Origin of the sequence: Paenibacillus timonensis (assembly GCF_022427145.1) — a bacterium.
Taxonomy (GTDB): Bacteria; Bacillota; Bacilli; order Paenibacillales; family Paenibacillaceae; genus Fontibacillus; species Fontibacillus timonensis.
In genome coordinates this window covers 23,468-38,182 of record NZ_JAKSXN010000015.1, presented here as the reverse complement: position 1 = coordinate 38,182, position 14,715 = coordinate 23,468, and the positions used below count along the sequence as shown (strand labels likewise).

The following is a 14,715-nucleotide window of genomic DNA, read 5'->3' as shown; positions in this document are numbered from 1 at the left end:
AACTTTCTTCAAGTTTCGCCGTCTATACTTAGTAGATTGAGGTGAAGGAGAAAGGAGAAACCAGAATGAAGTTAGGCAACATTCGGCTACGTCCGGCGGTTTACGGCGTATTGGCGACGACTCTGGCTTGGGTCATGACCGCGAATTCGGTTGCTGCCGCAGAGGTGGAGTTTTACCACGCCTATACGAACCCGGAAACGAAAGAAGCATACTATAACGCCTATTTAACGGCGGATGACGGCAAATCGGAACGGAAGGTCGTCTCCCGGACCGAGGACGGGACTTGGTATGTGCTTCCCGATACGGTCAGCGAGTTGTGGGGAGACGAAATGAGTCCCTTTGTGCGGGTATGGACAGAGGGATTAACGCCTCCGCCTTTCGGCGAAGTCTACCTGGATACGGCCGGGGACCGGTTGGTGGGAAAGACGGGATATCAAAACTCGCCAAGCGGGAAGTTCGGGGTTCGGAAGGTGATCTATTTTGAGGGATCTTCCAAGCGAGTCGCCTTGTTCCTGAAAAATAATCAGAACGGCGTCATTCGCCAAGCTTCTGACGGCGGGGAATGGCCCGTAACCTATTGGCTTCCCGACGGCTCTTTGCTGACGGAGCGATACAGCGAAACGGCGAAGCAGAACGAAATCGTCCGCGTGAACCCCGATACGTTGGAAACCCATCGTTTGCTGCTGGCTTCCTTGCTGGGTTATGACGAACAGCGGGGAGAACTATTACTGGCCTATAACGAGCCTACCCGGCAGGCGCATTTATACGATGTTCGTTCTCGGAAGGTCCGGGGCGTAACCGATCAAGAAGTTGAAGCTTTTTATGACCGAATACAAGGTTCGTCCGCGACGAAAGCACCGGAAGTTCCGGACGATTTGGAAGCCGATCAGTTGCCGGTCAAAAAGCTGGAATACGTTCAAGAAGGGGAGGCTAATTTGACGCTAAACGGCGCGAAAATTGCTTTGCCGTTCGTCTTCTTTGGTCTCGACCGGGAGTTGTATATTCCAGTTCGCCCCGTCTCCGAAAGTTTGGGTTGGGAAGTTGAGCGGAGTTCAGGGAGCGATATGAAATCCTATCGTTATACCGTTTCAACGGGGGCCCAGTCCATTCAACTTGACCGCACGAACTCGAAGGTGATTGGGGATCGGCTATATCTGCATGCCAAGGCTCTGACCCAACTGGTTTCCGACTGGGGGATCGAATGGGTCCCCGTCAAATAACCGGTATCCGCGATTAACGGTGAATCGTATATTGATTTGCTTTACTGAAACTGTGAATCCGTTCAACCTCACCGGGGCTTAGCTCGGGAATGTCGGCCGCGGCCAGATTCTGCAGCAGCTGTTCGCGAGTGCGGGCTCCGGGTATTGCCACGGCCACCGCCGGATGGGCCAGCGAGTAGCGAATCGCCAGCTGCGTTAGGCTGCGTCCCGGGGTTTCCAGCTCCTGCAGCTTCCGGCGAAGCTCAAGTAGCTCGTCCAACTCGTAATCCAGCACGCCTTTGACCGGTTCGCGGTTCGCCGCCAACGCTCCGCTGGCTAACGGCCCCCGGGCGATGACGCCGATCCGGTGCTCCTGAATGAGAGGCAACACGGATTCTTCACCGCGCCGGTCCACGATGCTGTATTGGTTCATGACGCTGACGATCGAAGATCGGGAGACGTACTCGCGTATCACGTTCGGACGAATGGAGGAAATTCCGTACTCGCGAATGACGCCTTCTTTCTTTAACTGTTCAAACGCTTCAATCGTGTCGTCGATCGGATCCTCGATCGTCCCGCCGTGCAGTTGATACAAATCGATATAATCCGTGCCAAGCCGGCTCAGGCTGTCTTTGACCGCCGACAGGATATACGCCTTGGACGCATCCCAACTCCAGCCGTCTTGGCCGGGAATCCGGCGGTTGCCGACTTTGGTCGCTACAATGACGCGATCCCGGCGTCCCTTGATCGCCTTGCCGACGATTGCTTCATTGGTTCCGGCATCGTATAAATCGGCGGTATCGAGAAAGTTGACCCCTCGGTCCAGCGCCTCGTGGATCAAAGTGATTGCATCCGACTCATCCGTCCCCAACGACATGCAACCAAGACCGATTTCGCTGACCATCAGGTCGGAGGAGCCCAATCGGTTCATTTTCATCCTGATGTCCCCCTTATCATGAGTAGTAGTCATTCTATTATATGAAAAAAGCCCGTTCTTTCACAAATTCACTTGTGATTCACGGCTCCCAAAAACGCGGGACTTTCCATTATCCCGGAAGGCCCCGCGTTATTATTCTTTTTGAGAACATTTACATATACAAGCTGGCCAGCAAGATCCCCAAGCTTTCCTCGTAGATCTCGTCGAATTGGGAGAGCGGCAACGGGTTGACGCCGGTTCCCAGCTCGATCGTAAATCCCGGACGCCGGAAGTCATAGATGAACCAATCCTTATATCCGGCATAACTTTCGACGTTCCGGATCGCCTCGTAACCGCTGACCCGGGCAAACTCGTTCGCGATCGTTTCGGCATATGCCGGCTCGCGGTTCTCAAAGCCCCAATAGATGACTTCGCCTTGGGTGTGAAACGCCAGAACATGATCGAAATCGCTTTGCCGGGTCAGGTCAGCCATGGCGATCGCTTCAGGTTCGGTCAGCGGGGCGGTGCCCGGATAATCCCGGGGACCGCGTTCCACCGGATTTCGGGCCACCTCGCGTTCCCATAACGCCGGGAATTGGTCGTTCAAGTCAACGCCATTGATGTTGGCTTTCCACCCTTGGAAATCGGTGTTTCCGCCGTTGTAAGACAGCACGTTGCTGCGGTAAGGTTCCTGGGTCGGCAATCCGTGGATCACGAGGTCCACGCCGTCTAGGTTTACCATCGGCACCATAGAGAAAGTAGCCCCTTCGTAATAAGGCCACATCTGCAGGCCGCGAATCGTGCCGCTATTCGTGAGCGCAAGCAGATACTGGTTCAGGAATTTGATCAGTACCGGCGTCGTGATCCATTCATTCGCATGAAAAGATCCGTTGACATGCACTCGCTTGCTTCCTTTTCCGATACGTAACTCGGGGATGGGCTTATTCATCACCGTATTCCCGATATTCCGGTAGGCTATAAACGGATAGATATCCATCAACCGGTTCAAATCTTCCCGCAATGCAGCCGAATCGTACGGTTTACGGATGTCGACCACGAACCAGGTGACCCGAAGCGGAAGCTGCAACCGCTGACCAACCGCAAGCTGATTCGGATTCACCGATTGGTTCAGCAGCAAGATCACATCCATCGGAACCCCGCGGTCCCTGGACAACTTCCAAATGGAGTCCCCGGCTTTGACCTGATATTCGCTGGACAAAAAACCGGGGATGTGGATGGTCTGGCCCGCGCTAAGGCTCTCCGCTTGAATGCCCGGGTTGGAATCCACGATCAACTGCAGCGGCAGTTGAAAGATCTGGCCGTAATACCATAAGGTATCCCCCGAACGCACTTGTATTCGCATAACATATCCCTCCTGCACATTTTTGCCTTATCACAGCCTATGTAGGAGGAAGCGCGCTCCATGCCAAAATGAATGAACCCTTCACAACGTCCATGCTTTCAGGTAGAATTTAGAAAGTTAATTGTTAACCCGAAATTTTAAAATAGGTTAACAATAACTTTTTTATCCTGTAAAGCCAATAAAGCATAGAAAGCGGGGATGATGGATGAACCAACGCAAAACGGAAGGACAGAGCTGGGATATTCTTGCCGATAAAGCCCTGAGCGGAGCGGTTTTATCTTTGGAGGAGGGGCTGTCCGTTTTACGTGCCGACGATGATCAATTGCTGCCGCTGATGGAGGCGGCTTACAGAATCAGACGGCATTACTATGGGAACAAAGTCAAGCTGAACATGATCATTAATGCCAAAAGCGGACTATGTCCCGAGGATTGCGGCTACTGTTCGCAATCCTTGGTCTCGACGGCTTCCATTCCTAAATATCCGCTGCTCGACAAGGATACCTTGGTCGCCGGGGCCCGCGAAGCCTTGCAGCGGAAAGCGGGAACGTATTGCATCGTGGCTTCCGGCAAGGGGCCAACCGACAAGGAGCTGGAGCAGGTAACGGAAGCGGTCGCCGAAATCCGCGCGACGATGCCGCTAAAGATATGCGCCTGTCTCGGCATTCTTCGGGATGAGCAGGCACGGAAGCTGAGCGAAGCCGGAGTTCACCGCTATAACCACAATGTGAATACAAGCCGAGCGAACTATCCGTCGATCACGACGACCCACACTTACGACCAACGCGTGGCGACGGTGGAAACCGCCAAAGCGCATGGGATGTCTCCATGCTCCGGCGTGATCATCGGCATGGGCGAATCGGATGAAGAAATCGTAGAGATGGCTTTGGCGCTGCGTGAACTGGATGCCGATTCGGTTCCGGTCAATTTCCTGAATGCCATCCCGGGCACGCCGCTCGAACGGGCGGGGCGGGTAACGGCACTTCAAGCGCTTAGGGTGTTGGCTCTATTCCGCTTTATCTGTCCATCGAAGGAAATTCGCGTAGCCGGCGGCCGCGAGGTCAGCCTCCGCACGCTGCAGCCGCTATCCTTATATGCGGCGAACTCGATCTTCGTGGGCGACTACATGACGACGGAGGGGCAAGACGTCTCCTTGGACCACCAAATGATCGAGGACCTCGGCTTCGAGATCGAACGAACGGCGATTTAACGGAAGGATAGCACAACGTCCCGTTTTCCATTACACTGGATGAAGTAGAGAATCCAATAAACGTGGTGATCCGTTTGTTTCAAATCATGTTAATCGAAGACGATCCGTCTTTGTTTCAGGAAATTCGGGAACGTCTGCTGCAATGGTCCTACGGGGTGCATGGCGTACAGGATTTCGGCAACGTGCTGGAGGAGTTTTCGGCCATTCGTCCGGACCTGGTTCTGATCGATATCCAGTTACCCAAGTTCGACGGGTTTCATTGGTGCCGGCAAATCCGCGCCCATTCCAACGTACCGATCATATTCTTGTCTTCGCGCGACCATCCGACCGACATGGTGATGTCCATGCAGCTAGGCGCGGATGATTTTGTGCAGAAGCCGTTCCATTTCGAGGTGCTCATTGCCAAAATCCAGGCGACCCTTCGCCGGGTATATAACTATAATACCGAACGCGTGGAGCTGAGAACGTGGCGCGGAGCGACGATCGAATATGGACGCAACGCCGTCACGGCAGAGCGGGGAACGATCGAATTAACGAAAAACGAGATGCTCATCCTCAAGCTGTTAGTGGAGCAAAAGAACCGCATCGTCAGCCGCGAGGAGCTGATCCGCAGCTTATGGGACAACGAGCATTTCGTCAGCGACAATACCTTGACGGTAAACGTCAATCGGCTGCGCAAAAAGCTGGAGGACCTCGGGCTTGACGCTTATATCGAGACGAAGGTCGGACAAGGGTATATGGCAACCGAAGAGGTCCAGACGTTATGATCCGTAACTATTTGCGCGAGCGCCTGAGCTGGATCCTGCTCGTGATCGCCCTGCAGCTACTGCTCCTCTTCGTCGCCGCGATCGATCGGGCGATTCCGTTCATGCCGATGCTGTATATCGTTTTCTTATCGTTGTTGCTGTTCGGGGCTTTTCTCTTGATCCGTTATTCGAAGGAAACCCGGTTTTATCAAAGCCTGGCCGCCTGGGACGACACGTACGATTTGAGCGTGATCGCTGCGCCGGAAAGCCCGTTTGAAGGAGTCGTCATGAACCGGCTAAGCGAGCAAACGGACAAGTTCCGAAAGGAAACGTCGCAGCTCGTTGCCCAACTGGAAGAGGAGAAGGACGATCTGATGTCCTGGATCCACGAGGTCAAAACGCCGCTCACCGCCATGCGGCTGATGATCGACCGGATGGGCGACGAGCCGCTGAAAGAGCAACTGCGGGTGGAGTGGCTGCGCATTCATCTGCTGCTGGACCGCCAACTGCACCAGAAGCGCATCCCCTTCATCGAAAACGATCTGTACATCGAACAGGTGAAGCTGGAGCCGCTGCTGTTTCAAGAGATTCGCGAGCTGCGAGCATGGTGCTTGCTAAAGGGCATCGGCTTCGATGTCAATCTGCCCGTTCAGGAGGTGCTCACGGATGCGAAATGGTTGGCGTTCATCGTTCGGCAGCTCTTGACCAATGCGGTGAAATATAGCGAAGCCTCCGATATCCGCGTGGAATCGGGAATTTCGCCGGAGGGACATGCCTGGCTCGGCGTCTCTGACGGAGGGCGGGGGATCGACGCCAAGGACCTGCCGCGCATCTTTGATAAAGGGTTCACCTCCACAAGGAACCATGAGGATCCTGCGGCCACCGGAATGGGGTTATACTTGGCGAAGAAAGCGGCAGATTCCCTCGCGATTCGAATGGGCGTCGAATCGAAGCCCGGCGAGGGCACTGCTTTTACTTTGCATTTTCCAAGAAGCAATGCATACATTCATACGCTGGGCATGTGACAACAATGTCACATGCCCGTTTGCTTTGTTCGGCGAATCGCAGGAAACGCCATCCCGGGTAAGGTAAGATAAGGGCAGGACAAAGGAGTGATCAATCATGGCGATACTCGAAGCCAGCAAAATCCATAAAAGCTATGGCAACAAATTCAATCGTCAGGAAGTATTGAAGGGAATCGACCTGAACGTGGAGAAAGGCGAATTCGTCAGCATCATGGGAGCATCCGGCTCCGGCAAGACGACCTTGCTCAACGTGCTTTCTTCGATCGACAAGGTCAGCCTTGGCAGCATTAAAATCGAAGGCAAAGAGTTTACGGGGCTGAAGGAGAAAGAACTGGCCGAATTCCGCAAATCTCATCTCGGCTTTATTTTTCAGGAATACAATTTGCTGGATACGTTAACAGTCAAAGAAAACGTTCTGCTGCCGCTCTCGATCAAAAACGTCTCCCGCAAGGAGGCTGACCATAAGTTCCAGGCAATCGCCACCGAGCTTGGCATCTACGACATCAAGGACAAGTACCCGAACGAAATTTCGGGCGGTCAAAAACAGCGGACCTCGGCCGCCCGGGCGTTCATTCACGATCCGAGCATCATTTTTGCCGATGAACCCACGGGCGCGCTCGACTCGAAATCGGCTTCCGATCTGCTGAATAAGCTGAACGAGCTGAACCGCAAAATCGCGGCCACGATCATTATGGTTACCCACGATCCGGTGGCGGCGAGCTACACCAGCCGCGTCGTATTCATCAAGGACGGGCAAATTTATTCTCAGTTGAATAAAGGCGACGAGCCAAGGCAGGCGTTCTTCAACGATATCATTAAGGCGCAGGGCGTATTAGGCGGGGTGCAGGAATGAGCTTGACCCATCTGATATACCGCAACTTGAAGAAAAACCTGAAAAATTACTATTTGTACGTGTTCGCCTTGATCTTCAGCGTTGCGCTTTATTTCGCATTCGTCACCTTGCAATACGACCCGGCGCTGGATGAAATGAAAGGCTCCGTCAAAGGAGCTGCCGGATTAGCCGCCGCTTCGGTGCTGCTCGTCGCGATCGTGGCCATCTTCTTGCTTTATGCCAATACCATCTTCATTAAGCGGCGAAGCAAGGAGATCGGACTTTTTCAATTAATCGGGTTAACGAAAGGGAAGATCTTTGGCATCCTTAGCAGCGAAAACCTGATCCTTTATTTCGGCTCCATGCTGATCGGCATGTTCGTCGGGTTTTCCTGCTCCCGGCTGCTGCTCATGATTTTGTTTCAGATCATCGGCGTGGATGCCGAGGCAACGCTGCGATTCTCTTCGCAGGCACTGGTGCAGACCGTCGTCGTCTTTGCGGCGATCTACCTGCTCATCATGCTGATGAACTATACGTTCATCAAGCGTCAAAGCATCCTGTCCTTGTTCCGGGTGACATCCACTACGGAAAATGCCTATCGCAAGATGCCGTTATCCGAAATTGTCATCGGTATTCTGGGAATCGGGCTGATCCTCTACGGTTACCGGATTTCGGCGGATTTGTTCAGCGGCGAGTACACCGAAATGCGGGAGCTGTTTCTCGCGATGATCCTGATTTTAGGGTCGGTGATCATCGGGACATACTTGTTTTATAAAGGATCGGTCAGTTTTATGTTCAACCTGGTGCGCAAAGCGAAGGGCGGATATCTGTCGTTGAATGAGGTATTGTCCCTTTCCTCGATCATGTTCCGCATGAAATCGAACGCGCTGTTGCTGACGATCATCACGACGGTGTCGGCGCTGGCGATCGGCTTGTTGTCGCTAAGCTACATCTCTTATTATTCGACGGAGAAATCAGCCGAGCAAACCGTGCCGAATCATTTCACGATGTTAGACCCTGCCGACGTGGACGCTTTCGAACAGGCTTTGAAGACAGCCGGGATCGATACGAGCAAAACTCAACGCAGGGTGCTTATCGCTGAAGCTGACGTTTCTCAAGTCTTCGGTACCGTCCTGGAGGGGCAAAAAGGTTCCAAGGACGTCACGCTTGCCGTCGTTGACGAACAAGAAGTCAAAGGCGTCGAACTGGATTCAGAGGAAGCCTTATTCGCCGGATCGAGCAATGCCGTGGAGCAGTTCGTGGGGTTACGGTCGAAAGGGGACATCACTTTGAAGGGAAGGTCGGAATCCATCCCGGTTACCGTGATCGATACGAACAAGGATGCAATCGTTTCGCTGCATTTTTCCTCCGGCTTGCCGTCAGTGATCCTCGATCATGCCGTCTTCGAACGGTTGATGCAGGACGCCAATCCGGAACTCCAGAGCCCAATCCCGGTATACTATGGGATCGATGTGAACAATCCCGATTTGCTGAAGCAGGCGAATCAGATCTATCAGGACATGGGCTTCGAAGAGCGGTCAGGGGCGAGGTCCCAATATCAGATCATTATGGATCAGAAGAGCAATATGGGGTTAATCATGTTTATCGTCGGCTTTCTGGGATTGACCTTCCTCATCACTTCGGGCTGCATTCTGTACTTCAAGCAAATGGGCGAAGGAGAAGAGGAGAAACCGAGCTACACCATCTTGCGGAAGCTGGGATTTACGCCGGGCAACCTGCTCCGGGGCATTCAATTCAAGCAGGTGTTCAACTTCGGCATTCCGCTGGCCGTTGGCTTGTCGCATAGTTATTTTGCCGTCCGATCCGGCTGGTTCTTGTTCGGTACGGAGCTCTGGACGCCGATGATCCTGGTGATGCTGATCTATACGGCACTTTATTCAATCTTTGGGTTGTTGTCGGTCCTGTTCTATAAGCGGGTCATCAAGGAATCGTTGTAAAGCAAGGATCACCTAGGCAGAAACAAGGCGGGATCGTCTATTGGGGACGATCCCGCCTTGTTTTTGGGTTAAGGTTTCTTAGGAAGACCGTTGGCTTCCCGTATAAGCGCGAAGTAGGAATCGGCCAACACAACTTCATATTCCGTTCCCAGCGCTTCCGTGATGGCTACAACATCCGACGGTTTCATGCTCCAAGCGTTGATCCCAACGGAGATAAACATCGGCGAGTTCCCATCCCAAGAAGCTTTCGCATCATTCAAAATGTTGATTCCATCTTTGACGGTGGTCGTGCCTTTGAAATAAGAAACCGGTAAATTGCCGTTGACGATTTCTACGTAATTTGGGCTCCCGCCTCCAAGGAACAGGCCAGGCACTTTTAATTCCTTCACATAGGCTTCCGCTTTGGAACCGGCGAGAGGAACGTCTCGGTTATCTTCACGGTTGATTACAAAAGGATACGACATGCCGGATTTCTTCAAATAGGGGTAGGAATCCCTCAAGAATTGGTCAAAGCTCTCCTCCGGCCAAACCTGCGGACTGAAATACCCGGCTCCTGACGGTCCGGCCACCAGCAGATCGTTTTCCGTAGCGGTGGACCGGTAATAGTCCAAGATCGCAGGGGCTGCATCAACGAGGAGCGGGCTGGCCGTCCAGTTCATCGGCACTTGGCCGCGGGCAGGATCATTCCACAGATTGCGCATATGATTTTGATCGTATTGCAGATTATCGCCCTCGCCAAACGTGAAGGTCACATAGATCTTGTTGTTCAGCTTCGGGGTTACCGGTTTGTTGGGCTTTGCCGGTTTAGCTTTTGTCCCCGCCATTACCGTCATATTATGGAACCAGTCGGAAGGCAAGACGTAAACGCCATAGCGAGAGGTCAGGTCAACCCCAGCGATTTCGCCTTCAACATCATTATCAAACCAACCCAAATACGGTGTTCCTGGTTCTACATCCGCTAAGATTCGTTCGAACAACGCCCTTTGTTCAGGCACTCCGCTGGAGAGCCAGAACACCATCGCTTTGTTGGCTACCGCGTAATCGCGGAGGTAGCCGAAAGGCTCCTTTTGCTCCGAGGAGAGCGGTTGAACGCTGCTGGCAGAGACCTTGAATTGGTTCCACATTTCGACGGTCACGGTTAATTGCTGAGTGCCTGCCGGCGGGTTGAACTTGTATACGAAGTAGTTGCCATTGTCGGCAAAACGGTGATCGGCGCCCGGTAGAAATTTGGAGCCCTGCCGGTCATACAGATACGTTTCCTCTTCCGGCGTTCCGGTTTCGAAGCGAAGGATCTCCTCGCCGTCTGCGGAAACGCTGATTTCATGAACCGCTGGTCCCCAGCCGTCTTGCGTGAACGCATCCTGGAACCGCAGATAGACGGCATCTCCTCCTAGAAACTCGGACAAATCAAGGTCATACGTTCTCCGGTTGCTTGCATCGCGAATTTGCTCCGGTTCGGTGAGAATCGTCCGGAAGGAATCGAAGTTATCCGGAGGAAGCGGGATGGATGTATTCGGGCTGAGGCCGACCAGCATCCGCTTCGTCGTTTGACTCCATAAATGCTCATACTGCCAAGTGTAGGCATCCATCCGGTCTTGGAATTTCCCTTGCAGATCCTCGATCACGCGCAAGCGATAAGGCGCTGCAGCCAGCTCTTCGGCCAGTTCGGGACTTGCTACGACGGCGTCCTTCAAACCGGCAAGCGTCGTTGCCACATTGATCGAGTCGGGGACGGCCGGATCATAGACGATCACGCCCTGGACCTCCCGGGCATAAGCCTTGACGATGTCCATCGCGTTATCATGAACGCGATAAGGGACGTGAAGATCGTTGATCCAGGGATCTTGCTCGTTTTGCTGCACGTAAATTCTCGGCTCTTTGCGGTTGACGATGCCTTGAAGCGTCGTCAGCAGAATTTTGATGTCGCCCGACGCGTCATACACTTGAGCCACATCCAAACGCTTGGCTTTGGCGAAGGTAGGGAGCTCCTGATCCTTCGGCCAAACGATGCCGCTTTTGCGGTTTAGATCAGCTTGATTGGAAGTTTCAGCGGATGCTCCTAACGGCAGAGCCAACGTACAAACCAGAGCTAAACAGAACATGATCCATTTGCGAAACATAAATCGTCACCTCTCTTAATGGGAATAGGGTAGCTGAGATTTCGTTAAGATCGATGATCCACCTCCTGGCGCGGTTGGGTTGGATTGAAAAGGCTTACATGATATATTTAATATATGCTATTGTATATTTCAATACCTTCGACAAAACTTTGCAGAGAACGATCGGAAGTTTCAGTTTTTTCCATACTTTCGACTTTATCCTGCATCGGAGAGAACTAAACCAAAAAGAGAATTGTTGCACATTAATATATAGCAAATATATCATATGTTGGGCATGCTGAATGAAAACCCACGATGCAGGAGACGCTATTCAGCGTAAAGGGGGAATCGACCATGCCAAATCACGACCAAGAACCTATCGAAACGGATGGAGATCCGCGCACGATTTACGAAGATACGACCCCGCATACACGGTCTGGATTTATGCCGGAGCAACCGGATATAACCGCATATGCTTCCGACAACGGGGAATCGGAAGAGGATCAAACGCGATCCTGACCGGGATAGGCCTCTCTCCAAAGTGAAGGGAGGCCTGTTTTGCCGTGTTGGCTTTGTAAGGTGCCTAATCGTATGGATAAAGGAAGGAGAACCTATGGGCTTACCATTTCCGAAAGGATTTCTATGGGGCGGTTCCGTGGCCGCCAATCAGCTGGAAGGTGCGTATCAGGAGGACGGCAAAGGGGTGTCCATCCAGGACGTTCTGCCGCACGGCGTAAAAACGCCGCCGACGGACGCGCCTACCGACGACAATTTGAGATTGGTCGGAATTGATTTTTACCACCGATACCAAGAGGATATCAAGCTGTTTGCCGAAATGGGTTTTAAAACCTTTCGTACCTCGATCGCCTGGTCGCGGATCTTCCCGAAGGGGGACGAAGCCGTGCCGAACGAGAAAGGGCTGCAATTTTACGATCGCCTGTTTGACGAATGCCTGAAATATGGGATCGAACCGATGGTGACGCTCTCCCATTATGAAACACCGCTGCATTTGGCGAAAAAATATAACGGGTGGGCGAATCGCAAGCTGGTCGATTTTTATGCCCATTTCGCCAGAACGGTGTTTACGCGTTACAAAAATAAAGTGAAATATTGGTTGACCTTTAACGAGATCAATTCCATCCTGGAGCATCCGTTTATGAGCGGGGGCATCGTGACGCCGAAGGAGGAGCTGAGCCTGCAGGATCTGTACCAAGCCATCCATCATGAGCTGGTGGCGAGTGCATCGGCCGTGAAAATCGGGCATGAAATCAACCCCGATTTCAAGATCGGCTGCATGGTGCTGAGCTTGCCGACTTATCCCTTAACGCCGCATCCCGACAATGTAATCCAAGCGATGCATACCGATCATCAAAATACTTTTTTCCTCGAGGTTCATGCGCGCGGCCGGTATCCCGGGTATATGAAACGTTATTTTGAGGAAAACGGCATTCATCTCCGCTGGGAGCCGGGGGACGAGCAGATGCTCGCGCATACGGTCGATTTCATCTCCTTCAGCTATTATATGAGTATTTGCGAGACCGCCAATCCGGAGAATCGGCCCAAAAGCGAGGGGAATTTGTTCGGGGGCGTGTCCAACCCGCATCTTCCTTCCAGCGAATGGGGCTGGCAAATCGATCCCCAAGGTCTTCGTTACATCTTGAACCTGTTTCACGACCGATATCAAAAACCGTTGTTTATTGTCGAAAACGGCCTGGGTGCGGCGGATCAACTCATGACGAACGATAAGGGAGAACTGACGGTCGAGGATGATTACCGGATCGACTACTTGCGGGCGCATCTTCTTCAGGTGGCGGAAGCGATTGCCGACGGAGTCGAGGTCTGGGGTTATCTCGTTTGGGGCTGCATCGATCTGGTCAGCAACTCCACCGCCGAAATGAAGAAACGGTACGGATTGATTTACGTGGATCGGCAGGACGACGGCACTGGAACGCTTGCGAGATATCGGAAAAAATCGTTCCACTGGTATCGGAAAGTGATAGGCACCAACGGTCAAAGCCTCTATGAAGGTGAAGGGCCATAGGCGAATTGCTGCGATTTCAATCACAGCTTCGTTCTCAAATGCTGGAAAATTTGATATACTTGGGATGTTCTGTGCTACTAATTTCGGGCAGGTGAGTTTTATGAAACCGATTACAGTGTACGACATCGCCAAGGAAGCCAATGTCTCCGTCGCTACGGTCTCCCGCGTCCTTAACAATACGGCTCCCGTAAAGAAAGAGACCCGGGAACGCATTAATGAACTGATCAGCAAATACCAGTTTCAGCCAAATGCGCTGGCGCGAAGTTTGTCAAAAAAAGAAACGGGTATGATCGGCATTATTCTCCCGGATATTACAAACCCTTTTTTTCCGGAAGTGTTGTCCGGGTTTGATCTGGAAGCGCGCAAAAGAGGGTATACTTATTTTCTTTGCGACACCGTATCGGCCAGTGTAGACAGCGCGGAGCAATATATCCGGGAATCGCAGTATTTAAATGCGCTCGCAGAGAAACAGGTGGACGGGATCGTCATGATGGGGGGAAGGGTCGATTTAGCCAAACCCGACGCTCCGTTGATCGAAGAGGTGGCCGAGATTGGCAAAAGGCTGCCCGTTCTCCTTGTCAATGGCCGGCTTCCCAAATCGGGACTGAACCGCGTGGCCGTAGATGAGCGCCATGGCGCGGAGTTGGCGGCTCAGCATTTGATTGAGCTCGGGCACCGCGACATCGCGATCGTTGGCGGCTTCCGGCATATGTCGAACACCGTGCAGCGGACGTCCGCTTTCATGAAGAAGGTGGAGCAGTCTGGCTTTGAGGTGCGAAAAGAGTGGGTGCTCCATGGAGGATTTTCCGTTTCCAGCGGCACGGCGTTTATGAATCGATTGCTGGAGTTGCCCAAGCGGCCAACCGCCGTATTCTGCTTGAACGACCTGGTAGCGATCGGCGTTTTGAAAGCAGCCGTCAAAGCCGGATTACGCGTCCCCGAGGATCTATCAATTATCGGTTATGATGATATCCCTTTTGCGTCCAACAGTATTCCGGAGCTCACGACCGTGTCGCTGCGTACTCATGAACTCGGGCGAACGGCGGGAGAAGTGCTGCACCAAATGATCACGAGGTCCAAGGTGAACAAGACGACCTTGCTGAAGCCTGAACTGGTCATTCGCGAGTCTACCGCGGCTCTTAACAAGAGTTAGGAGCTACGGCCCGCTTGTGGTAAAAAAAGGATTGACAACATAAATCTTGCTAAGCTAGAATAACTGCGAAAGCCCTTACATTTCACTCGTAGTAGATATTCTTCTTCTTCACATCCTCCTAATTGCAGCTAACTTTACTTCTTTCACCATCGACTCCGAAGACAAGCATGGATTCC

The 14,715-nt window shown here is 52.6% G+C and carries 12 protein-coding genes; 9 read left to right on the top strand and 3 right to left on the bottom strand.

The window, feature by feature from the left end; translation table 11 throughout:
• Positions 1-65 precede the first annotated feature (65 nt).
• Positions 66-1,220, top strand: coding sequence for a hypothetical protein (locus MJ257_RS07785; protein WP_240268701.1), 1,155 nt, complete (start codon positions 66-68; stop codon positions 1,218-1,220).
• Positions 1,221-1,233: 13 nt separating this feature from the next.
• Here MJ257_RS07785 and MJ257_RS07780 read toward each other — a convergent pair whose 3' ends face one another.
• Entirely contained in the window at positions 1,234-2,136 is a 903-nt protein-coding gene (locus tag MJ257_RS07780) for an aldo/keto reductase (RefSeq protein WP_240268700.1), read from the bottom strand.
• Positions 2,137-2,287: 151 nt separating this feature from the next.
• On the bottom strand, positions 2,288-3,478 hold the full coding sequence (locus tag MJ257_RS07775) for a M14 family metallopeptidase (RefSeq protein ID WP_240268699.1): 1,191 nt from the start codon (positions 3,476-3,478) through the stop codon (positions 2,288-2,290).
• Positions 3,479-3,683: 205 nt separating this feature from the next.
• On the opposite strand from MJ257_RS07775, the gene bioB reads away from it, so the two are divergent.
• The 5 genes from bioB (at position 3,684) to MJ257_RS07750 (ending at position 9,246) form a co-directional block, all read left to right on the top strand.
• Positions 3,684-4,685: a biotin synthase BioB gene (gene bioB, locus MJ257_RS07770; RefSeq protein ID WP_240268698.1), complete on the top strand. Its 1,002-nt coding sequence runs from the start codon at positions 3,684-3,686 to the stop codon at positions 4,683-4,685.
• A 74-nt stretch (positions 4,686-4,759) separates the two neighbouring features.
• Positions 4,760-5,452 (top strand): response regulator transcription factor, encoded by a 693-nt coding sequence (locus MJ257_RS07765; protein WP_240268756.1) that lies wholly within the window; start codon positions 4,760-4,762, stop codon positions 5,450-5,452.
• Positions 5,449-6,456 (top strand): sensor histidine kinase, encoded by a 1,008-nt coding sequence (locus tag MJ257_RS07760; protein ID WP_240268697.1) that lies wholly within the window; start codon positions 5,449-5,451, stop codon positions 6,454-6,456. Before MJ257_RS07765 ends, MJ257_RS07760 begins: the two co-directional genes overlap by 4 nt.
• 97 nt (positions 6,457-6,553) lie before the next feature.
• Positions 6,554-7,309 carry an ABC transporter ATP-binding protein gene (locus MJ257_RS07755; protein WP_240268696.1) on the top strand — a complete coding sequence of 252 codons (756 nt, stop codon included), beginning with the start codon at positions 6,554-6,556 and terminating at the stop codon, positions 7,307-7,309.
• Positions 7,306-9,246: an FtsX-like permease family protein gene (locus tag MJ257_RS07750; RefSeq protein ID WP_240268695.1), complete on the top strand. Its 1,941-nt coding sequence runs from the start codon at positions 7,306-7,308 to the stop codon at positions 9,244-9,246. The genes MJ257_RS07755 and MJ257_RS07750 overlap by 4 nt, the downstream gene beginning before the upstream one ends.
• Before the next feature lie 68 nt (positions 9,247-9,314).
• On the opposite strand, the gene MJ257_RS07745 is transcribed toward MJ257_RS07750, so the two are convergent.
• On the bottom strand, positions 9,315-11,348 hold the full coding sequence (locus tag MJ257_RS07745) for a GxGYxYP domain-containing protein (protein ID WP_240268694.1): 2,034 nt from the start codon (positions 11,346-11,348) through the stop codon (positions 9,315-9,317).
• A 351-nt stretch (positions 11,349-11,699) separates the two neighbouring features.
• Here MJ257_RS07745 and MJ257_RS07740 point away from each other — a divergent pair, with 351 nt between their 5' ends.
• The 3 genes from MJ257_RS07740 to MJ257_RS07730 all read left to right on the top strand — a co-directional run bounded on the left by MJ257_RS07740 (position 11,700) and on the right by MJ257_RS07730 (position 14,539).
• Positions 11,700-11,864 carry a hypothetical protein gene (locus tag MJ257_RS07740; RefSeq protein ID WP_240268693.1) on the top strand — a complete coding sequence of 55 codons (165 nt, stop codon included), beginning with the start codon at positions 11,700-11,702 and terminating at the stop codon, positions 11,862-11,864.
• Between the two features lie 94 nt (positions 11,865-11,958).
• Positions 11,959-13,386, top strand: coding sequence for a glycoside hydrolase family 1 protein (locus MJ257_RS07735; RefSeq protein ID WP_240268692.1), 1,428 nt, complete (start codon positions 11,959-11,961; stop codon positions 13,384-13,386).
• A 100-nt stretch (positions 13,387-13,486) separates the two neighbouring features.
• The gene (locus tag MJ257_RS07730; RefSeq protein ID WP_240268691.1) at positions 13,487-14,539 is read left to right on the top strand and encodes a LacI family DNA-binding transcriptional regulator; all 1,053 of its coding nucleotides are present in this window, start codon (positions 13,487-13,489) and stop codon (positions 14,537-14,539) included.
• Positions 14,540-14,715 lie beyond the last annotated feature (176 nt).